The sequence below is a fragment of the Nonomuraea angiospora genome, assembly GCF_014873145.1.
GTDB classification, from domain to species: Bacteria; Actinomycetota; Actinomycetes; order Streptosporangiales; family Streptosporangiaceae; genus Nonomuraea; species Nonomuraea angiospora.
This window is the reverse complement of sequence record NZ_JADBEK010000001.1, coordinates 7,015,364-7,034,704: the sequence shown is the minus strand read 5'-3', so window position 1 is coordinate 7,034,704 and position 19,341 is coordinate 7,015,364. Positions and strand designations below refer to the sequence as shown.

Here is a 19,341-nt window from a genome sequence, read left to right as displayed (position 1 = left end):
ATCTGCCTGCTTCCGGTTCCCTAGGAGATCTTGCGGCGGTACGTGGTCATGGCGAAGCCGTACGCGACGACGAGGATGCCGACGCACCAGGCCAGGGCGATCCAGAGGTCGGTGCCGACCGGCTGCTGGGTGAACAGGGCGCGGATGGCGTTGACGATGGCGGTCACCGGCTGGTTCTCGGCGAAGACGCGCAGCGGGCCGGGCATGGTGTCGGTGGGCACGAAGGCCGAGCTGAGGAACGGCAGGAAGATGAGCGGGTAGGAGAACGCGCTCGCGCCTTCCATGGTCTTGGCGGACAGGCCGGGGATGACGGCGATCCAGGTCAACGCCAGGGTGAACAGGATCATGATGCCCGCCACCGACAGCCACGCCAGCACTCCCGCCGAGGAGCGGAAGCCCATGAGCAGGGCCACGAGCATGACGACCACGAGCGAGATCAGGTTGGCGACCAGCGAGGTCAGCACGTGCGCCCACAGCACCGACGACCGCGCGGTCGGCATGGACTGGAAGCGCTCGAAGATGCCGCCCTTCATGTCCATGAACAGCCGGTACGCGGTGTAGGCGATGCCGGAGGCGACCGTGATGAGCAGGATGCCGGGCAGCATGTAGTTCACATATGAGTCCGACTGTGTTCTGATCGCGCCGCCGAACACGTAGACGAACATCAGCATCATGGCGATCGGCATGATCGCGGTGGTGATGATGGTGTCCGGGCTGCGCGTGATGTGGCGCAAGGAGCGTCCCAGCAGGACGGCGGTGTCGGTGAAGAAGTGCTTGCTCATCGTTGTTCCTTAGGCCTTGGTGCCGACGAGGGTGAGGAAGACGTCCTCGAGGGTGGGCTGCTTTTCGACGTACTCGACCTTGGCGGGCGGCAGCAGCTGCTTGAGCTCGTCCAGGGTGCCGTTGACGATGATCCGGCCCTCGTGGAGGATCGCGATCCGGTCGGCGAGTTGTTCGGCCTCGTCCAGGTACTGCGTGGTGAGCAGGACCGTGGTGCCGCGGCCGGCGAGCTCCTTGACGGCCTGCCAGACCTCGATGCGGGCCTGGGGGTCCAGGCCGGTGGTCGGCTCGTCGAGGAAGATGATCGGCGGGTTCCCGATGAGGCTCATCGCGATGTCCAGGCGGCGGCGCATGCCGCCGGAGTACGTCGCGACCTTTCGTCCGCCCGCGTCGGTGAGCGAGAAGCGGGCGAGCAGCTCGTCGGCGATCCCTCCGGGGTTCTTGAGGTGCCGCAACCGGGCCACCAGCACGAGGTTCTCCCGCCCGGTGAGGATCTCGTCGACGGCGGCGAACTGCCCGGTGAGGCTGATCGATTCGCGTACGTCCGCGGCCTGGGTGGCGACGTCGAAGCCGTTCACCCGTGCCGTCCCCGCGTCGGCCTTGAGCAGCGTGGACAGGATCTTCACGGCCGTGGTCTTGCCCGCCCCGTTGGAGCCGAGCAGGGCGAAGATGCTGCCCCGCGCCACGGTGAAGTCCACGCCGCGCAACACCCGCAGCTCCTTGTACGACTTCTCCAGGCCCTGCACCTGGATCGCCGCGGCTTGCTGTGTCGTCATCAGTCCGTCCTGTCCTTGGTCGTGGTGTTCTCGCCGGCGGCGCGCTCGACGGCGCTGGTGAAGCGGTTGCGCTCCCGGGCCCTGTAATGGCCGAGGGGGTAGTTGGCCACGAACGCCTCGACGAACTCCACCGGGTCCTCGCCGAAGATGTCGCGGATCGGGGTGCCGTCCGCCGCGCCCTGCTCGAACAGCTCGGCGAGGTCGTCGTACATCTCCATCGCGCCGGCGCCGTCGACCGGGCCGAAGTGCATCAGGTACCGCTCCAGCGCTTCGACCGCGATGCGGTAGTTCTCGGGAAGCTGCTTGATGCGTGCCTTGTACTGCCGGTAGCGCTTCTTCTCCTCCAGCGATCCTGTGACGATCTCCAGGTACTGCAGGTAGCGGCTCTTCGGCTCGTTCGATCCTGCGGTCATGTCTGTTTGCCCCCTTTGCTACTCGGTGGTGCTAGCTACCGGTACAAAGTAACACTGACTACCTGTACCTAGCAACACTGAATAGCTGAGGCGTAGAGGGGCAAGCTTGAGCGTTCGAAAGTCGCCGACGAGGCGGGAGCGCAATGGCTGAACGGTTCATGGCATCCACCATCACCGAAGGCGCTGATACCAGGCCGTCGCCGTCCTGACACGGCCGCCGGCACGACACCGCGGCAGGCCCGCGACGGCGGGCGTGGCCTCGGGAGGATGTTCAGGCACCCGTTTCAGCGGCTACGAGTGCCTTGGATCGACGACGGGTGTTACTTCCCGGCCGTGCCGGGTTTCCCGCTGATGGACTCCTGATAGACGTCCGCGTAGGTGCGTGAGTCCTTGATCAGGTCGTCGCAGAAGGCGGCGACATCGTCGCCGATGAGTTCCAGGACTCCCTTGCCGGTCGCGACGCCCTCCTCGAAGAAGTCGACGATCCCTGAGAGCAGGGGCCCGTCATGCAGGTCGATCGGCCCGACCTTGAAGAGGTACCTCTGAATCTCCTTGTAGACGATCTGATAGTCCGGCGGGAGCGCCTTCACCCGCGCCATGTGCGCCCGCCATTGCTTCTTGCCCTCGATGATGTCCTGGATGCCCACGTCAGCCTCCTAGCCGGCCCAATTTCCTGGCGACGTTCCTGTTCAACTGCTCGCGCCACCGGTCGCGATGGCTGCGCGCCCCTTCTCCGCCGGCCAGCGCCGCGCAGAAGCCCGCGATGTCGTCACCCAGCACGTCGTGAATGCTCTGCCCATCGGAGGCCGTCTCTTCGAGCAGTCCCAGAGCGCCGTCGAGAATCGGCATCAGGTTTCGGCCCGTGAAGTCCCCGTAGGGAAAAAGATGACCCTTGATCTCTTCCCACGCCGCCCGGTAGTCGGCCGGCAACGCCTCGGCCCGGGCTTCGAACGCCTTCCATTCCCTGGTGAGATCGCTGCCTGTCATGGCCTCCCAGAAGTTCATCTCCCGCCCTCCTTGAGCTTGTCGATCCGCGATGTGACGTACTCCCATTTCGCCCAGAACGTTGCGAGCTCGTCGCGCCCTGCGTCGTTGAGCGCATAGAACTTGCGCGGCGGCCCCACCCCGGACGGTCGTTTCGTCACCTGGACGAGCCCGTTCTTCTCCAGCCGCAGCAGGATGGTGTAAACCGTCCCCTCGACGACGTCGGCGAAGCCGAGTTCGTTCAGCCGGCGCGTGATGGCGTACCCGTAGGTCTCCTCGCTGCGGATGATTTCCAGCACGCAGCCCTCAAGCGTGCCCTTCAGCATCTCCGTCAGGTCGTGCATCGTGGGTCCTCTTCGGTTCTCCTGGTACTTTGTAGTACCGAGTACCACTATACAGTACCACGGAGTAGTGAACGGCTGCCCGGCGAGTGCGGCGCCGCAGCTCGTCTCCAAGGTTTCAGCGCCGCCACGCCATCGCCGGGCTTCTCTGTTACAGGCGGCCCGTCATCGCTCGGAACGCCCCGCGTCCGAAGACTCGAGGGCCATCGTCGCGAGGTGGTGGCCGATGCCGTAAGTGTCGGTGTCCTGCACGTTGCTGAGCACGACCACCTCGATGTCGTCATCGGGCAGGTACATGTTCATCGCCGCGTAGCCCTGGAGCAGGCCGTGGTGGTACCGGAGCCGGTGGCCGTGGAGCCGGTCGACGGCCCAGCCGAAGGCGTACGCGGTCGACGGCAGGGTGAGGCAGCCGTTGGGGGGACACGGGGCCTGTGGCGTGAACGCCTGCTCGACGGTGGCGGGCGGCGCGACCAGATCCGCGCCGAACGAGCGGTCCCAGCGGGCGATGTCGTCGACGGTGGCGTAGATGCCGGTCGCGGAGAACGCCTGGGAGCCGTTGGTGGGCGGGGCCGGTGATCCGACCGTGAAGTAGCCCTTCGCGTACCCGTCGGGCGGATTGCCCCTGCTGTAGCCGGTGTGCCGGAGGTCCAGCGGGCCGGTGATCTCTTCATGCAGTACGGTGCCGTACGGCTGGTGGGTCACCGCCTGGATGATCGCCCCGGCCAGGACGTAGCCGCCGTTGCTGTACTTCCAGTTGGTCCCGGGCTTGAAGTCCAGCGGCCTGTGCACGAACCGCTGGATGAGCTCCCGGGTCGTGGTCGGTTGTGAGAGCTCGGCGTAGAAGCCCGGCAGATCCTGGATGTTGACGATGCCGGAGGTGTGCATGAGGATCTGGCGGATCGTGACGGGCCGCCACGCCTGCGGGCAGGTCTCGATGTACGCCGGGACGAGATGCCGGCAGATCGGGTCGTCCAGGCCGAGCAGCCCGCGGTCGCGCAGCTTCAGCATGAGCATCGAGGTGAACTGCTTGGTGACCGAGGCGATGCGGAAGACCGTGTCCGGCCGGTTGGGGATGTGCCTCTCCTCGTCGGCCGCGCCGGCGGCGGTACGCAGCAGCACCTGCCCGCGCCGCACCACCAGCACCGAGCCGGTGAACTGCTTGCTCCGGGCCAGGTCCCGGACGTACTCCCGCATCGCCGCGGCGGTCCGATCGCCCCGCGGGGCTGGGACGGTGGCCAGTGGATCGGGATTCCGGGTCGCGTGGCCGGTGACGGTGGATGCGGCGGTGGCAGGAGCGCCCGCAGGCATGAGTCCGCTCGTCAGAGCGGCGCCGACCGCAAGAGCCCGCACAATATTAGGAAATTTAAGCATATTCTCCCCCTGGAACGCATAAGTCCCGGAATTTGGACATTTCTCCGAATCGGGCGAGTGTCGTTCTAGGGCGCCCGCCGGACTGTCGCTGGGGGTTGGTTTCCGTTCGCCAGGGCCGCAAAACGGTGATCGATGCCTCTTTCCTGCTACATGTCCCTTTGTTAGCGCTACTCGATAATCGCCGGGCATCTCGGGAAAGCCGGGGGCGCATCAACCGTTCGGTGGATTTTCGGGTCAGCAGCATTCACCGGAGAGCATGGCCGGCAGGCCGATTCGGCGCGGGGGTGGAAATACGATGCTTGAGCCATGGCAGTCATCGAAGTCACAGACCTCCGCAAGAAGTACGCGGATCTGACGGTTCTGGATGGGGTGTCGTTCTCCGTGGAGGAGGGCGAGATCTTCGGCATCCTCGGTCCGAACGGCGCGGGGAAGACCACCACCGTGGAGTGCGTGGAGGGGCTGCGGCGGGCTGACAGCGGGTCGGTCGAGGTGTTCGGGCTCGACCCGGTCAAGGACGGGCCCAGGGTGCGCGAGCAGATCGGGGTGCAGCTCCAGGACACGCAGCTCCCCGAGAACATCAAGGTGTGGGAGGCGCTCGACCTGTACGCCTCCTTCTACGCCAAGCCGCGCGACTGGCGTGAGCTGCTGGAGGAGTGGGGGCTGGCGGACAAGCGCAACGGCCGGTTCGGGAAGTTGTCCGGCGGGCAGAAGCAGCGGTTGTTCATCGCGCTGGCGCTGGTGGGCAATCCGCGGGTGGCGTTCCTCGACGAGCTGACCACGGGGCTCGACCCGCAGGCTCGCCGTACCACCTGGGAGCTGATCAAGCGGGTCCGGGCGAGCGGTGTGACGGTGGTGCTGGTCAGCCACTTCATGGACGAGGTGGAGGAGCTCTGCGACCGCGTCGCCGTCTTCGACCGCGGCCGGGTGGTCGCGCTCGACACCCCGGCCGGGCTGGTCGACGGGATCGACGCCGAGCACCAGATGCGGTTCACGCTGATGGCGGGGGACCTGGTCGAGCTGGGTGGGCTGCCCGGGGTGACCGGCGTGAACAGGACGGGGGATCGGGTGGTCGTCACGGGAAGGGGCGACTTCGCCACGGCGGTCACCGCGCAGCTCGCCCGCCATCAGGTGCTGGTCAGCGATCTGCGGATCGACAAGCGCACGCTTGACGACGCGTTCGTGGCGTTGACCGGCCGTTCGTTCGACGGCCCCTGACATGTGTCCCACGGACGTCCGATCCACTGACGGAGGAAGATCATGACCAAGCTCGCCATAGTCGAACTGAAGCTCCTGACCCGCGAACCCGGAGCGATGTTCTCGCTGCTCATCCCGCTGTTCATCATGGTGGTCTTCGGGAGCTCGATCGGGCCGGGCGACACCGTGCTCCTGCCGATGGCGCTGGCCATCGCCGTGGGGCTCGTGGGCCTGTACATGCTGCCCACCACCATGGCCACCTACCGCGAACGGGGCATCCTGCGCAGGCTCTCCATCACGCCGGTACGCCCGGTGAACATGCTGGTGGTGCAGCTCCTCCTGCAGCTCGCCCTCGCGCTGACCGCGTGCGCCCTGCTGGTGACGGTGGCCGGCACCGTGCTGAAGGCCCGCCTGCCCGCCCAGGTGCTGCCGGGTGTGCTGGTCTTCCTGCTCGGTACGGCGGCCATGTTCGCCATCGGCCTGCTCATCGCGGCCCTGGCCAAGAACGGCCGAAGCGCCAACGGGATCGGCGTCCTGCTGTACTTCCCGATGGCCTACCTCGCCGGACTCATGCAGCCCGCGGATCAGATGCCCGCTTTCGTGGCCCGCCTCGGGGAGTACACCCCGCTGGGCGCGTTCCGGCAGAGCCTGCGGGACGTCTGGGAAGGCGGCGCTCCCAGCCCGCTGCTGCTCGCCGTGATGGCCGCGTACGCTGTGGTCATCAGCATGGCTGCGGCCAAGTTCTTCCGCTGGGAGTAGTGAGGCATGACCGGGCGGCTCGACCGATGGGAGCGGCTGCTGGAGCGTCAGGTGGCGGCCGCTCCGTACGTTCTGCTCGGGACCTCCGCGGTGCTCTCCCTGCTCACGGACGGCACGTCGTGGGTCATGCTCGCCCTGGTGGCGCTCGCGGCCGGCTGGATCTGGCTGGTGCCTCGGGGCGTGGTCTACGTGGCCGGGCTGGTGGTGCTGATCGCAGCGCTCTGTACGCAGGGGCTGTGGTTCGCGAGCTTCTTCGGTTTCGCCGGCTATCTCCACTCGTGGCAGTACCTGAGGGGGAAGTGGCGGTTCGCCGGGGTGAGCGCCACGGCGGCGATCAGTGTCGCGACCTACAACGGCGGTCCGCCCGACCCGACCCCGAACGGGATCTTCACCTTTCTGTTCTTCACCGCCGCCATCGTGGCCCTGGTCGGCCTGTTCAGCTTCGTCGGCGAGATCACGGCCGAGCGGAGCGCCGAGCGCAAGCGGATGGTGGCGCAGCTCGAAGCGGCCCTGCAGGAGAACGCCGGGCTGCACGCCCAGCTGCTGGTCCAGGCCCGCGAGGCGGGCGTGCTCGACGAACGGCAGCGCATGGCGGCGGAGATCCACGACACGCTCGCCCAGGGTCTCACCGGCATCATCACCCAGCTCCAGGCGGCACACCGGACCGAGGAGTGGCGGCGCCACGTGGACAACGCGATCGGGCTGGCGCGGGAGAGCCTGGCCGAGGCCCGGCGCTCCGTGCACGCGGTGGGGCCGGGGCAGTTGGCGGCGGCGCCGCTGCCCGACGCGTTGGCGCAGGTCGTCGACCGGTGGGGGGAGCTCAATGGGGTACGTGCGGATCTCACCATCACTGGTACGGTCCGTCCCATGCACCCGGAGGTCGAGGAGACGCTGCTCCGTACCGCGCAGGAGGCCCTGGCCAACGCGGCCAAGCACGCCGGCGCGTCCCGGGTCGGGCTGACCCTGTCGTACATGGAGGATGTGGTCACCCTGGACGTGCGCGACGACGGCGCCGGGTTCGACCCCGAGCGGGTCGGTGACGGCGGCGGCTTCGGCCTGACCTCGATGCGGAAGCGGGTCGGCCGGGTGGCGGGCACGCTGGAGATCGAGTCCGAGCCCGGCTTCGGCACGGCGATCTCCGCGAGCGTCCCGGCGGTGGTGGTGCCGCATGGCTGAGGTCCCGATCGCTGTGATCGTTGCGGCGGTGGCCCGTGGCTGAGGGCCCGATCCGGCTGTTGATCGCTGACGATCACCCGATCGTCCGGGACGGCATCCGCGGCATGTTCGCCGGCGACCCCGACTTCGAGGTGCTCGGCGAGGCCGGCGACGGCGCCCAGGCCGTCGAGCTGGCGCGGGCGCTGAACCCCGACGTGATCCTCATGGACCTCCGCATGCCCAGGATGGACGGCGTCGCGGCCATCAAGGAGCTCGCCAGGCTGGGCGTCGCCGCCCGCGTCCTCGTGCTCACCACCTACGACACCGACAGGGACGTCCTGCCCGCCGTCGAGGCCGGAGCCACCGGCTACCTCCTCAAGGACACCGGCCGCGACGAGCTCGTCCGCGCGGTCCGTACGGCGGCGCGGGGCGAGGCCGTGCTCTCCCCGTCGGTCGCCACCCGGCTCCTCGGCCAGGTACGCGCGCCCGCCGACCCGCTGAGCGCCAGGGAGCTGGAGGTCCTGCAGCTCATCGCCGACGGCGCCACCAACCGCGAGGTCGCCACGCGCCTGTTCATCAGCGAGGCCACGGTGAAGAGCCACGTGCTGCACATCTACACCAAGCTCGGCGTCAACGACCGCGCCGCCGCCGTGGCCGTCGCCTTCCGCCGCGGCCTGCTCACCCTCGAGAACGGCTGACTAGAGAGAGCGCTCTCTTGACAATGGGTGTGATGTTGCCGGATTGTTTCCGTAAAGCGAAAGCCGTGGATCGGATGAGGTAATCAGTATGGTCCGCACCCCCCATTTCAGAGCGTTATTCACCGTCGGCGCCGTTCTCCTCGCGCTGCTCGCCCCCCTGGCGGGCACCGCCGGCGCCGCCCCCGCCCCCGGGCCGCTGGTCTGGTCCGACGAGTTCAACGGAGCCGCGGGCAGTGCCGTCGACCAGTCGAAGTGGCGCTTCGACATCGGCGGCAGCGGCTGGGGCAACAACGAGCAGCAGTACTACACCGACAGCACCCGCAACGCCGCCATGGACGGCGCCGGCAACCTCGTGATCACCGCCCGCCGCGAGAACCCGGCCAACTACCAGTGCCACTACGGCACCTGCCAGTACACCTCCGCCCGCCTGCTCACCGCCGCCACCTTCACCCGGGCGTACGGGCGGTTCGAGGCGCGCATGAAACTGCCCCGCGGCCAGGGCATCTGGCCGGCCTTCTGGATGCTCGGCGACAACATCGGGCAGGTCGGCTGGCCGGGCAGCGGCGAGATCGACATCATGGAGAACATCGGCCGCGAGCCCAGCACCGTGCACGGCACCATCCACGGCCCCGGCTACTCCGGCTCCGGAGGCATCGGCGCCCCGTACTCGATCGGCGGTGTGTTCGCCGACGCGTTCCACACCTTCGCCGTCGACTGGTCCCCGAACCTGATCATCTGGTACGTCGACGGCGTCGAATACCAGCGCCGGACGCCGGCCGACCTCGGCGGCAACCGCTGGGTCTTCGACCACCCGTTCTTCATGATCATGAACGTGGCGGTCGGCGGCTACTGGCCCGGCTACCCCGACGGCACCACGACCTTCCCGCAGACCATGTCCGTCGACTACGTCCGCGTCTACGCCCCGCCCACCGGCGGCTCCGGCGGCCGGATCACCGGTATCGGCGGCAAGTGCGTCGACGTGGCCGGCGCCGCCACCGCCAACGGCACCGCCGTCCAGCTGTACGACTGCAACGACACCGCGGCCCAGAGCTGGACGTGGAACGCCGACGGCTCGGTGCGCGCGCTCGGCAAGTGCATGGACGTCACCGACGGCGCCACGGCCAACGGCGCGAAGGTGCAGCTGTACGACTGCAACGGCACCGGCGCCCAACGATGGACCTACGACTCCGGCACCGGCCGGATCGTCAACCCGCAGTCCGGCAGGTGCCTCGACGCGACCGGCGCCAGCTCGGCCAACGGCACCCGGCTGCAGATCTGGGACTGCGCGGGCAGCGCCAACCAGAAGTGGACGCGCGCCTAGACAAGACCCGTAAAGGGCTTCTCCCGGCAGGGGAGAAGCCCTTTATAAATGCCGGAAATGATGAGAACGCGCTCTCTCGGCAGGCGCGCTAGGCGGGAACGCCGGTCACTCCCTAGTCTGGTCCTCCCCGGGAGGACGGAGGGAGCCGGTGGAGCTCCGGGAGATCGAGATCTTTCTGACGCTGGCCGAGGAGCTGCACTTCGGCCGGGCCGCCGAGCGGATGTACCTGTCCCAGTCGCGCGTGAGCCAGACCATCCGCGCCATGGAGACGCGCGTGGGCGGGCGGCTGTTCGAGCGCTCCTCCCGCCGCGTGCGGCTGACGCCGCTGGGCGAGCGGCTGCGTGACCGGCTGCGGCCGGGGTTCGAGCAGATCCACCTGGCCCTGGCCGAGGTCAGGGAGATCGCGTCGGGGATCACCGGCGTGCTGCGGGTCAGCCTGCTCAACTTCGCCGCGGGCGGCCCCGCGTTCTCGGAGATCGTACGGGCCTTCACCACGGCCCATCCGGGCTGCGAGGTCGTGGTGTACGAGGCGTTCCCCGGCGAGGCGCTGGGCCGGTTGCGCCGCGCCGAGCTGGATGCCGTCGCCCACTGGCTGCCGATCCGCCGCCCGGACCTGGTCGTCGGCCCCGTCCTCATGCGCGACGATCGCGCGCTGGTGGTCCGGGCCGGGCACCCGCTGGCCGAGCGCGGCTACGCCACCGTCGAGGACCTCGGCGACCACCACGTGATCGACGCCGAGGGAATGGTCCCGGCCGAGACGCTGGAGGCGCTCTACCCGCCGCTGACCCCGGCGGGGCGCCCGATCGGCCGCCGCCACCGGGAGGGCCGGATGATCGAGGTGCTGTCGCTGGTGGCCCGCGGCGAGATCGTCCATCCGACGGTGGCTTCGCTGTCCGACTACTACACCCACCCCGGGGTGTCGGTGATCCCGCTGCGCGGGCTGCCGCCGTTGGAGAGCGCGCTGGTGTGGGCGGCCGAGCGGGAGACGGCGGCGGTCCGCGCGTTCGCCGAGGTGGCCGGGCGGCTCGGCGGGGCCTCCAGCGCCTGGCCGGCCACGGGCTCGCCGAGCTGAAACACCAGCCAGATCCGCGTACGGTCCCGCAGCACCGCCGGCTCGGCCAGCGGATCGCCGTCCACCACGACCAGGTCGGCGAGCTTGCCGGGTTCGACGGTGCCCAGGTGCTCGTCCAGCCCGAGGGCGCGGGCCGCGGTGGCGGTCGCCGCGACCAGCGTCTCCGCGGGGCTCAGGCCGTGCCGGACCATGCGCACGACCTCGACGGCGGTGTCGGAGAACGGCTGCCAGTCGTGGCCGAGCGCGATCGGCACGCCGGCCGCGCGGGCCGCCGCGAGCGTACGGCCGGCCTCGGCCAGGTTGTGCTCGGCGAGCGCCACCAACGGCGGCGTCCACTCCCCGTGAGAGGCGAGCTCGACCAGCGGCGGCGTCCACCCCGCGTGGGAGCCGTCCCCGGCTGGGGCCACGGAGGTCTCGGAGGGGCCCGCGATGCTCTCGGAGGGGCCCACGGCGCTCTCGGAGAGGCCCGCGACGCCGTAGTAGCACGACAGCGTCGGCACGAGGATCTGCCCGGCCGCGGCCATCAGGTCCAGCAGGTCCGGACGCCGGTGCAGGTACATGCCGTGCTCGACGGTGTCCACGCCGTTCCTGATCGACAGCTCCGTGCCGGGCAGGCCCTCCGCGTGCGCCGCCACCCGGTACCCGAGCCGGTGCGCCTCGTCCACCAGCGCGGCCATCTCCTCTTCTGTCACCTGCGCGGGCCGCGGGTCCTCCAGCTCGACCGACCGCGCCCCGGTGGACATGATCTTGATGAAGTCGGCGCCCCGCCGCACCTGCTCGCGCACCGCCTTGCGCACCTCGTCCGGGCCGTCCGCCTCCCGGTACATCCCGTCGAAGAACCGGCCGCCGGGCGCGGTGGCCGACACGATCCGGCCGCAGGTCAGCAGCCGCGGCCCGCGGAAGGCCCCGTACCGCATCGCCTGCCTGGCCGTGACCACCGCGTCGCCGTACGAGCCGACGTCGCGCAGCGTCGTGAACCCCATCCGCAACGTCTCCCGCAACCGCGCGGCCAGGAAGTGCGCGGTCACGTCCGGCCACAGCGGCTCGGCCCCCTCGGCGGGCGCGGGCGGCGTCGCGAACACGTGCGCGTGGGCGTCGATCAGGCCGGGCAGGACGGTACGGCCCGCCACGTCGACGACGTCCGCCCCGTCGGGCACACCGTCGCCGGCCCGCCCGACCAGCCTGACCACGCCGTCCTCGACGAGGATCCCGGCGGCCGGCCGGACGGGGGCGCCGGTCCCGTCGAACAGCCGGGCGTTGGTCAACCAGAGACGGCCAGGGCGGTATGGGGGATCTGAGAGCCTCATGCCCTTCATCGTTCGCCGATGCCCGCGCCGGAACAACGACGGACCGCTCACCCCATCGATGAGCCAGACTCATCGCTGGCATGCGGAGATAGCCTTTGTCCGCCTCCTGGGCGCCTGCCCACAATGACCGGCATGAACAGAATCAACTACTGGGCCGTAGGGGCCGCGGCGGTGGTGACGCTCGTCGCGAGCGCCGTCTACTACATGGTTTTCGGCGGGGTGTGGGCGTCGCTGCGCGGCGTGCCCACCGCCGCGCCGCAGCCCTGGGAGCTCGCCGGGCAGCTCGGGAGGAACCTCATAGAGGTGCTGGTCATGGCCGTGCTGCTGAGCCGGTTCCAGATCCGCACGCGGCGCGAGGCCGTGGGGTTCGGACTTCTAGTGTGGCTGGGGTTCCAGGCCATGATGATCGCCGGTTCCGTGCTGCACGAGTCGTACCCCGTGGGGCTGTACGTCCTGCACGTCGGAGATGCCCTCATGACCACCCTCTTGGTGGTGTTCATCCTCTCCACCTGGCGCCCCGCGACCTCCTCCTGAGATCCGGGGCCGCCGGAGCGGCCCCGGATCGCGCTGTCACCGGGTCGTGCAGACGGATCCGTTGAGGGTGAAGACGGCCGGCAGGACGTTCGGGCCGGAGTAGTTGCCGACGAAGCCGACCGTGGCGGTGGCACCCGTGGCGAGCGCGCCGTTGCCCGCCTCGTTGACGACCTTCACGTCCGACCCGGTCTGCGTCCAGACGCCGCCCCAGCCGCTGCCCAGGCTCTGCCACGACCTGGGCCAGCCGAAGTTCAGGGTCCAGCCGCTGACCGGGGCGCCGTTGTTGGTGATGTCGATGGCGCCGACGTAGCCGCTGCCCCAGTCGGTCGTGACGGTCAGCCGCGCCGAGCAGGAACTGGTGGCGGGCGTGCCGGTCGTGAACGTCAGCGGCGGGGAGGCCCACGACAGGCCGCCGCCGCTGTCACGGGCGATCACGTTGACCGTGTAGCGGGTGCCCGGGTTGAGGTTGTTCACGGTGAACGAGGTGCCGGAGGTCTCGCCGAGCTGCTCGCTGACGGCCCCGTTCTGGCGGTAGAGCTCGTACTTGGCGATGGGGCGCGAGCCGGGGGCGGCGCCGGGCCAGGAGATCGCGGCGGTCGTGTCCGTCACCTGCGAGGCCGCCGGCTGGCCGGGGGAGCCGGGCAGGCCGGTCTGCGGGGACTTGGGGTGGAGGACAAGGGTGGTCAGGGAGAGCGGCGGCAGCGTCTGACTGGCCGCGGTCCCGCCGGTCGAGGTGGTGATGGCGGTGGCGCCGTTGGTGTGGGTCAGTACGGTGGGCGCGCCGGCCGCCGGGGTGTAGCCGGAGTAGTCGATCGCGACGGGGTACGACGTGTCGTTCGAGGTGTTGATCAGCATGACCGCCAGGTCGCCGTTGGGCCGGCGGGCGGCGTGCGCGACCACCTTGGCCTGGTCGGTCGCGGCGCGGACGAACTGGTCGCCCGGCCGGGCGAACTTGCTCACCATCTGCAGCGCGTAGTAGGGGGCGAAGGGCGTGTTGAGCGCCGGCTCGCAGACGCTGTTGTCGGAGGTGCACGTGCCGCTCGACAGCAGGCCGAAGTCGCCGTAGTCGGTGTGCCCCTCGACCTGGGTGACGGTGCCGATGCCGTTGTGGACGTTCCACCAGTCGACCGTGAAGACCCCGTTGGCCAGCAGCGTCGCGTACGCGTCGGCGGCGGCGAGCGCGCCGGGCTGGGTGTTGGTGCCGTTGCTGCTGGACCCGGTGTTGAACTCGGTCATCGCGATGCCGATCCGCTCCGAGCCCGGTCCCACGTACTTGGCGATCTGCTGGCGGGTGAGCTGGATCATGTCGGTCACGTGGCCGGTCCGGTCGAGGGCGCCGGGGTACCAGTGCACGATCACGAAGTCGATCTTCGATCCGGCGTTCGAGAGGACGACCTTGTTCCAGGTGCCGCTGTCGCCGTCGGCGGTTATGGCGTCGGGCCAGTTGGCAGGAGTGGTCAGCACCGCGCCGATCTTGATGGTCGGGTCGACCGCCTTCATCGCGTCGGCGTAGGCCACGACGTTGCGGGCGTACTCGGCCGGGCTCTTGTCGGCGTGGTCGTCGGCCTCCCAGGCGGAGCCGTAGTGGCCGTTGCCGTAGTTCTCGTTGCCGATCTCCCAGTACTTGATGCCGTAGCCCTTGGTGACGTTGGCCTGGCGGACCCAGGCCGCGGCCTCCTCGGCGGTGCCGGTGCCGTAGTTGGCGGTCACCATGGCCTGCGCCCCGGTCCGGCGGACGCCGCTCATGAACGTGTCGAAGTCGGTGTTGGGCGCCACGTAGCCGCCGGGGGCGGTGTGGGTGGCCCAGTGGTAGATGTCGGAGTAGGAGCCGCCCGGATAGCGCAGCATCTTCACGCCGGCGTCCTTGAGCCGGTCGGCGGTCTCGTCCGTCCCGAGATTGGTGTCCCAGATCGCATGGTTGGACCCGATGCCGGTTCCGGGGACGGTGGCGAGCGCGGCACGCGCGTTGACGGTCACCGCTACGGGGGTGACGTCGTCGGCGTACGCGGCGGGGGCGTTGAGTGCGGTCAGCGTCAGCAGCAGGGCGGACGCGGCTCGTAACAGCGGTCTGGGCATCGGCGTACCTCGCCATGGATAGCGGAATTCACTCGACGCCTCCTCCTGACCAGGAGGCATCATGATCATGAGGTGCGCCGCCCCACCCGTCAAACACCGTTGAAACTTTCATGGGAGCGATCGTGTGCGCCGCGCCCGCGCGCCTCGGACCGCTTCTTCGAGGCGTGCGCGGACGCGGCGCACCAGGCCTAGTTGTACTTGTACAGCCTGGTGGCGACCCGCCGGTTGTGGTCGAAGAGCGAGGCGCGGTACATGCTGACGGCGAGGTCCCCGTGCTCGGCCTTGCCGCAGGTGTTCACCCCGGCCAGCTGGTGGATCTCGAACCGCGCGGTCGGGTCCCCGGCGATGAAGTATTCGGCGCGGGCCTGGTACTGGTCGGCGCTCGTGTCACAGGCGAACACAACGGTGTTCCGATCGTTAGGTCCCTGCTCGTTGAAGCACAGAGTGGAGGCACCCTTCGTGGAGGTGCACACCTTGGACCGGGACCGGGCGGCGGTCGGCGTGACCCGCGTTTCCCGCTTAATCGGATATTTCGTGATATTGCGGACGGTCTTCCATCGCCCGAACCGCACCCGGTGGTTGCCCTCGTAAACCGCCGCACGGAACGTCACGATCTTCCCGATCTCTCGGTTGCCCCGGATCTCGCCCTTACGCCCCAGGTTGTGGATGACGTACTTGGTGCCCAGGTAACCGTTGAGGTAGTACTCCACTGTGGCGTGGAGATCGTCGTTCGCCGTGTCCTCGATCGTGATGCCCGGACGGTCGCTCCCGTCCGGCCCCACGCAGGCCTCCGCGCCCTTGATCCGGACGCACTCGGGCTCCGCCTCGACCGCGGCGGCGGGCGTGGAAGCGGCCACCGCCGGAACGGGTGGCCGGGGCTCCGCCTGGGGCACGGGCTCCGTCTTCGCCGCCGCCCCGTCGGCGCCGAACACGGTGGCCGCCACCGCGACCGCCGCTATGAATGTACGACCTAACGCCACTCGAACCTCACCAGCCTTACGTCTCACGCACTTTGTCTGGGTGTGACGCGAAAGGTGGGGGAAAGGTTCCGAGCCGGAAGCGTTCAGCAGCCGTTCACGGACGATCGGTCCTGGACGCCAGCGTGGCCAGCGAGAGCAGCAGCGCGCTCTGGGCGAGCATGCCCGGCGCGAGCGGCGGCGCCTGGCCGACCGACTTGGTGAGCGCGTACCACCATTGGGTGAGCGGGGAGAGGGCGTCCCACGTCGGATCGGCCGCGCCCGCGCCGTGGTTGACGGACACGTGCATGAAGACGCCGTACGCGGACGCGAGCAGCACGACCAGGGCGACCACCCGTACCACGGTGACCGCCCGAGGGGTGTCGCGCAGGGCGAGCAGCACGAGCGCGAACCCCAGCAGCGCCAGGGCCACCCACGGGATCAGCTGCACCGGGCTCTGCCAGTGACGTTCGAAGGCGAGCTCGAGTGCGGCGCCCAGGATGCCGATCGCGACCAGCCCCAGGAGGCCGAGACGCACCACCGCGCGACCCGTCGAGCGGGCAGCGGGCTTCACCGGGGTCGAGGTCGAGGTCATGCGGGACCACCGTCCGATTCGAGCGAGGGGGGAATCTCCGGTCCCCTCAACGCTCCCCGGGATCCCTCAGAGCTTCCTGTGCGGATTCTGAAGATCTCGTGAGAATGACCGCCTCGAACATCCGCGCCAGCTCCGCCGCGTCCTCCCCGGCGTGATGCGTGTGCGGCAGCCCTTCGAGGCCCAGCCGCCGCTTCATGGTCCTCTTGCCCGTCTGGGACCACTCGCAGCCGGTCTGCCCCATCCAGTAGCTGCCCAGGTCGACACCCGAGCCGGTCACCCCGAACGGGCTCTTGCCGGTGAACCGCATGAAATACCAGTGCACGAACATCCCGTCCCACACCGCGGGCGCGGCGAGGAACACCGGGCGGCCGACCTTCCGCAGGTCGTTGACCCAGCGGGCGGCCGCCGCCATGGCCACCTCGGGGGCGGGCGCCTCGCGCAGCAGCCGGTCGCGGTCCAGGCCCGAGACGGCCAGCGCCTCGGGCACGAAGTCGTCGGAGATCGGCCGCAGCTCCGTGTAGAAGGTCAGGTGGGGCCGCCCGGCCACGGCCATCCCCAGCGAGATCATGCTGTACGGGCCCGGGATCGGCCCGTCGGCCTCCACGTCCACGGCGACATACAGCTCAGGAAGTCGGGACACGGGTGAAAGCGTAGCTGCACGACATCTGCACCACATCCGCACACGGGGCTGGTGGATCCGGCGGGGCCGCACGCGGTGTGCTCGAGGAGCAGCCTAGTGGGGGAGGCGTCGCGTATGGACGAACCGATCGTGGATCCGGCCGCCACCCGGCGGGAACAGTGGCGGATCCGCGGCGTCCGGACGTTGTTGCTCGGCCGCCGGGAGCCCGCGCCGCCGCGGTGGACGAGGCGCCTGCTCGCCGTCGCCGCGGGGGTCACGGGGCTGGGCGGCGCGCTGTTCGGCGCCGCGGCCCTCAGGACCGACCACGAGTCGGCGGGGATGGCCGGCCTGATGGTCTTCCTCGTCACCGCGCTCTACGTCGGCCTGTCCGGGCCCGAGCCGCAGCGCAGGGGCGGCGAGCGGCACGTCCATCCCGCCGAGCTGGACTCCCTGGCCCTCACCCTGCTGGCCCGGGCCAGGCAGGCGATCCTGGAGGTGACCGACTCCCGGGTGAACCGCCTGGGCCTCCTCGACACCGTCGCCAACGACGTCGTGCTCCCCGAGCGGCTGTGGCACATCGCCCGCCTCCTGCGTACGCAGACGGAGCTGCGGGCCGAGCAGGCCGAGGCGCGGGCCGAGCTGATGACGCCCGAGCTGGCCGCCGTGCTCGAACCCCAGCAGGAGGCCCTGCGCCGCTCCGTGGCGGCGGTCACCGAGCGGGTGTGGGAGCTGGAGGTGTACGCCGGCCTCGTCAAGGCGGCCGACTCGGCCCTGCGCGCCCAGGAGCTGCAGCGCAGCAACGACAGATATCGGGACCTGCTGGCGCAGACGGGCGACGCCGAGGGCCTGCGCGACCTGACCGAGCGGGCGGACACGCTGGCCAGGAGCCTGCGCGAGGCGGTCGAGGCGGGCCAGACGCTGGCCTCAGAAGTCGCGCCACTCGTCGAACCATGAGCCGGCCTCGCCCGAGGGCACGCCCGCCCGCGCCGCCAGCGCCATGAAGGCGTCGCCCGCCTCCTCCCGCCGCAGCGTGTCGATCATCCCGTGCCGCCCGTCGAGGTCGTTGAGCCTGTCCACGAACTCCCGCAGCGTCTGCCTGGCGTCGGCCACCCCGCCCGGATCGTCGGCGCTCAGCCGCCCGATGGCCTCGGCGGCCGTCGTGTAGGCCCGGCACGCCGCCGCTCCCGCCCGCCGGTCGTCGTCCACCCAGTTGCGCAGCGGATTGTCGATGTTGGCGGCCAGCCACTTGTCCGACTTGGCGCCGCGCAGCCGGACCTGCACCTCCGAGCCCCGGTAGCGCTGCTTGATCGGCCCGCTCTGGCTGCTCCTGAGCGAGGCGACGCTGAGGTGCCGAAGGGCCCCGCCGGGCGGGGGCAGCATCGCCGCGTCCACCCCGTACGCGTCGATCAGCTCCAGCGTGTGCAGCTTGGGGAACGCGGCCGCGCCGACGAGCCCGCCGTACGAGCGCAGCCACTGGATCCTCAGCGACTCCAGCTCACCGAGCCCGTCCAGCACCGCCAGCCGCAGGTCGCCCGCCACCTCCATCGCCACCTCGCGCACGCCGCCCAGCCCGGCGGGCACGCCGGAGCGGGTCGTCAGGCGGATCCAGCGCCCGCCGGCGGCCGCCGTGACGAGCTCGGGCGGCGCCGCGTCCAGGCGCAGGCGGGTCAGGGTGGGCGGCAGGACGAGCCGGCGCGGCGAGGCTCCGGCGAACGTCAGGTCGTTGAGATGCGTCCCGCCCAGATCGACCTCGCCGGGCGGATCGGCCCAGTGCAGGCTGGTGATGATCGGCCGGGACGACAGGGCGGCGGCGAGACCCCGGTCGGGCCCGGCCCAGGTCAGCGAGGTGAGCCGGGGCAGCGCGTCCAGCCCGGCCCAGCGCACCTCGCCGTGGAGCTCCCGCAGGTCGAGCCCAGACACCATGGCGGGCCTGCGGATCCGCCGGTCGCCGAAGTCGGCCTCGATCTGCCCGGGAGCGGCGCTCTTGTAGGCGGCCCTGACCTCCTCGGGCACCCGCAGGTCCCAGTGCCGCTGCAGGACGACCTGCACGCCCAGGGCGGGCCACCCGCCGTACGCGCTGGTCGAACGCGGCATGCCGGCGGCCACCGGCAGCGACCCGAGCCGGACGAAACCGGCGGGCAGCGGGGCGGTCGCGTCGACGGACAGGATCTGGGGCACGCCCTCCCAGCTGTGGTGATCGATGATCAGCGGGCGGGCCCCGCGCAGGTCGTCGAGCGCGGGCACCGCGTCGGAGTGCCAGTCGAACACGCACACCGTCAGCTCGCCGCCCGCCGCCGTCACCTGGCAGGCGCCGAAACCGCCGAGCGGCAGGGGCACGGCCACGACGTCACCGATCTCCAGCATGCCCGGCAGGCTAGCAACCGCGGGCG

General features: G+C 70.1%; 20 protein-coding genes and 1 pseudogene. 8 read left to right on the top strand and 13 right to left on the bottom strand.

The window, feature by feature from the left end; all coding sequences use genetic code 11:
• Window positions 1-20 precede the first annotated feature (20 nt).
• The 7 genes from H4W80_RS31785 to H4W80_RS31755 all read right to left on the bottom strand — a co-directional run bounded on the left by H4W80_RS31785 (window position 21) and on the right by H4W80_RS31755 (window position 4,488).
• The gene (locus tag H4W80_RS31785; protein ID WP_192788450.1) at window positions 21-782 is read right to left on the bottom strand and encodes an ABC transporter permease; all 762 of its coding nucleotides are present in this window, start codon (window positions 780-782) and stop codon (window positions 21-23) included.
• A gap of 9 nt (window positions 783-791) precedes the next feature.
• Window positions 792-1,556, bottom strand: coding sequence for an ABC transporter ATP-binding protein (locus H4W80_RS31780; RefSeq protein ID WP_192788449.1), 765 nt, complete (start codon window positions 1,554-1,556; stop codon window positions 792-794).
• Complete coding sequence (locus H4W80_RS31775) at window positions 1,556-1,969, bottom strand: DUF1048 domain-containing protein (RefSeq protein WP_192788448.1); 414 nt, start codon at window positions 1,967-1,969, stop codon at window positions 1,556-1,558. The genes H4W80_RS31780 and H4W80_RS31775 overlap by 1 nt, the downstream gene beginning before the upstream one ends.
• Before the next feature lie 320 nt (window positions 1,970-2,289).
• Window positions 2,290-2,616, bottom strand: a complete 327-nt coding sequence (locus tag H4W80_RS31770; RefSeq protein WP_192788447.1) for a DUF1048 domain-containing protein — start codon at window positions 2,614-2,616, stop codon at window positions 2,290-2,292.
• Between the two features lies 1 nt (window position 2,617).
• Window positions 2,618-2,974 carry a DUF1048 domain-containing protein gene (locus H4W80_RS31765; RefSeq protein WP_192788446.1) on the bottom strand — a complete coding sequence of 119 codons (357 nt, stop codon included), beginning with the start codon at window positions 2,972-2,974 and terminating at the stop codon, window positions 2,618-2,620.
• Complete coding sequence (locus H4W80_RS31760) at window positions 2,971-3,297, bottom strand: PadR family transcriptional regulator (protein ID WP_192788445.1); 327 nt, start codon at window positions 3,295-3,297, stop codon at window positions 2,971-2,973. Before H4W80_RS31760 ends, H4W80_RS31765 begins: the two co-directional genes overlap by 4 nt.
• Before the next feature lie 162 nt (window positions 3,298-3,459).
• Window positions 3,460-4,488: a serine hydrolase domain-containing protein gene (locus H4W80_RS31755; protein WP_192788444.1), complete on the bottom strand. Its 1,029-nt coding sequence runs from the start codon at window positions 4,486-4,488 to the stop codon at window positions 3,460-3,462.
• 483 nt (window positions 4,489-4,971) lie between these two features.
• Here H4W80_RS31755 and H4W80_RS31750 point away from each other — a divergent pair, with 483 nt between their 5' ends.
• The 6 genes from H4W80_RS31750 to H4W80_RS31725 all read left to right on the top strand — a co-directional run bounded on the left by H4W80_RS31750 (window position 4,972) and on the right by H4W80_RS31725 (window position 10,864).
• On the top strand, window positions 4,972-5,880 hold the full coding sequence (locus H4W80_RS31750) for an ABC transporter ATP-binding protein (RefSeq protein ID WP_192788443.1): 909 nt from the start codon (window positions 4,972-4,974) through the stop codon (window positions 5,878-5,880).
• 42 nt (window positions 5,881-5,922) lie between these two features.
• Complete coding sequence (locus H4W80_RS31745) at window positions 5,923-6,618, top strand: ABC transporter permease (protein WP_192788442.1); 696 nt, start codon at window positions 5,923-5,925, stop codon at window positions 6,616-6,618.
• 6 nt (window positions 6,619-6,624) lie between these two features.
• On the top strand, window positions 6,625-7,794 hold the full coding sequence (locus H4W80_RS31740) for a sensor histidine kinase (RefSeq protein ID WP_192788441.1): 1,170 nt from the start codon (window positions 6,625-6,627) through the stop codon (window positions 7,792-7,794).
• A 35-nt stretch (window positions 7,795-7,829) separates the two neighbouring features.
• On the top strand, window positions 7,830-8,471 hold the full coding sequence (locus H4W80_RS31735; RefSeq protein WP_192788440.1) for a response regulator: 642 nt from the start codon (window positions 7,830-7,832) through the stop codon (window positions 8,469-8,471).
• A gap of 88 nt (window positions 8,472-8,559) precedes the next feature.
• The gene (locus H4W80_RS31730) at window positions 8,560-9,792 is read left to right on the top strand and encodes a glycoside hydrolase family 16 protein (RefSeq protein ID WP_192788439.1); all 1,233 of its coding nucleotides are present in this window, start codon (window positions 8,560-8,562) and stop codon (window positions 9,790-9,792) included.
• A 148-nt stretch (window positions 9,793-9,940) separates the two neighbouring features.
• The gene (locus H4W80_RS31725; protein ID WP_192788438.1) at window positions 9,941-10,864 is read left to right on the top strand and encodes a LysR family transcriptional regulator; all 924 of its coding nucleotides are present in this window, start codon (window positions 9,941-9,943) and stop codon (window positions 10,862-10,864) included.
• 11 nt (window positions 10,865-10,875) lie between these two features.
• Here the strand turns inward: H4W80_RS31725 and H4W80_RS61280 are convergent.
• Window positions 10,876-12,171, bottom strand: a pseudogene (locus tag H4W80_RS61280) (amidohydrolase family protein); the annotation flags it as partial.
• 132 nt (window positions 12,172-12,303) lie between these two features.
• Here H4W80_RS61280 and H4W80_RS31720 point away from each other — a divergent pair.
• Complete coding sequence (locus H4W80_RS31720) at window positions 12,304-12,705, top strand: DUF1761 domain-containing protein (protein WP_192788437.1); 402 nt, start codon at window positions 12,304-12,306, stop codon at window positions 12,703-12,705.
• Between the two features lie 36 nt (window positions 12,706-12,741).
• Here the strand turns inward: H4W80_RS31720 and H4W80_RS31715 are convergent, their stop codons facing one another.
• The 4 genes from H4W80_RS31715 to H4W80_RS31700 all read right to left on the bottom strand — a co-directional run bounded on the left by H4W80_RS31715 (window position 12,742) and on the right by H4W80_RS31700 (window position 16,972).
• Window positions 12,742-14,781: a cellulose binding domain-containing protein gene (locus H4W80_RS31715; RefSeq protein ID WP_192788436.1), complete on the bottom strand. Its 2,040-nt coding sequence runs from the start codon at window positions 14,779-14,781 to the stop codon at window positions 12,742-12,744.
• Window positions 14,782-14,969: 188 nt separating this feature from the next.
• Window positions 14,970-15,725, bottom strand: coding sequence for a hypothetical protein (locus tag H4W80_RS31710; protein ID WP_192788435.1), 756 nt, complete (start codon window positions 15,723-15,725; stop codon window positions 14,970-14,972).
• 130 nt (window positions 15,726-15,855) lie between these two features.
• Window positions 15,856-16,332, bottom strand: a complete 477-nt coding sequence (locus H4W80_RS31705; protein WP_225963773.1) for a hypothetical protein — start codon at window positions 16,330-16,332, stop codon at window positions 15,856-15,858.
• A 46-nt stretch (window positions 16,333-16,378) separates the two neighbouring features.
• Entirely contained in the window at window positions 16,379-16,972 is a 594-nt protein-coding gene (locus H4W80_RS31700; protein ID WP_318787157.1) for an exonuclease, read from the bottom strand.
• 114 nt (window positions 16,973-17,086) lie between these two features.
• Between H4W80_RS31700 and H4W80_RS31695 the strand changes: the two genes are divergently transcribed.
• Entirely contained in the window at window positions 17,087-17,905 is an 819-nt protein-coding gene (locus H4W80_RS31695) for a hypothetical protein (protein WP_192788433.1), read from the top strand.
• Here the strand turns inward: H4W80_RS31695 and H4W80_RS31690 are convergent.
• Window positions 17,876-19,315, bottom strand: coding sequence for a hypothetical protein (locus H4W80_RS31690; protein WP_192788432.1), 1,440 nt, complete (start codon window positions 19,313-19,315; stop codon window positions 17,876-17,878). The two genes, H4W80_RS31695 and H4W80_RS31690, sit on opposite strands and share 30 nt — an antisense overlap.
• Between the last annotated feature and the right edge of the window lie 26 nt (window positions 19,316-19,341).

Bases quoted from the DNA above. Each gene is read 5' to 3' on its own strand.
- H4W80_RS31765 (WP_192788446.1), bottom strand. From the start codon at position 2,974: ATGAACTTCTGGGAGGCCATGACAGGCAGCGATCTCACCAGGGAATGG.
- H4W80_RS31785 (WP_192788450.1), bottom strand. From the start codon at position 782: ATGAGCAAGCACTTCTTCACCGACACCGCCGTCCTGCTGGGACGCTCC.
- H4W80_RS31760 (WP_192788445.1), bottom strand. From the start codon at position 3,297: ATGCACGACCTGACGGAGATGCTGAAGGGCACGCTTGAGGGCTGCGTG.
- H4W80_RS31745 (WP_192788442.1), top strand. From the start codon at position 5,923: ATGACCAAGCTCGCCATAGTCGAACTGAAGCTCCTGACCCGCGAACCC.
- H4W80_RS31740 (WP_192788441.1), top strand. From the start codon at position 6,625: ATGACCGGGCGGCTCGACCGATGGGAGCGGCTGCTGGAGCGTCAGGTG.
- H4W80_RS31755 (WP_192788444.1), bottom strand. From the start codon at position 4,488: ATGCGGGAGTACGTCCGGGACCTGGCCCGGAGCAAGCAGTTCACCGGC.
- H4W80_RS31705 (WP_225963773.1), bottom strand. From the start codon at position 16,332: ATGACCTCGACCTCGACCCCGGTGAAGCCCGCTGCCCGCTCGACGGGT.
- H4W80_RS31730 (WP_192788439.1), top strand. From the start codon at position 8,560: ATGGTCCGCACCCCCCATTTCAGAGCGTTATTCACCGTCGGCGCCGTT.
- H4W80_RS31720 (WP_192788437.1), top strand. From the start codon at position 12,304: ATGAACAGAATCAACTACTGGGCCGTAGGGGCCGCGGCGGTGGTGACG.
- H4W80_RS31695 (WP_192788433.1), top strand. From the start codon at position 17,087: ATGGACGAACCGATCGTGGATCCGGCCGCCACCCGGCGGGAACAGTGG.
- H4W80_RS31690 (WP_192788432.1), bottom strand. From the start codon at position 19,315: ATGCTGGAGATCGGTGACGTCGTGGCCGTGCCCCTGCCGCTCGGCGGT.
- H4W80_RS31775 (WP_192788448.1), bottom strand. From the start codon at position 1,969: ATGACCGCAGGATCGAACGAGCCGAAGAGCCGCTACCTGCAGTACCTG.
- H4W80_RS31750 (WP_192788443.1), top strand. From the start codon at position 4,972: ATGGCAGTCATCGAAGTCACAGACCTCCGCAAGAAGTACGCGGATCTG.
- H4W80_RS31715 (WP_192788436.1), bottom strand. From the start codon at position 14,781: ATGCCCAGACCGCTGTTACGAGCCGCGTCCGCCCTGCTGCTGACGCTG.
- H4W80_RS31780 (WP_192788449.1), bottom strand. From the start codon at position 1,556: ATGACGACACAGCAAGCCGCGGCGATCCAGGTGCAGGGCCTGGAGAAG.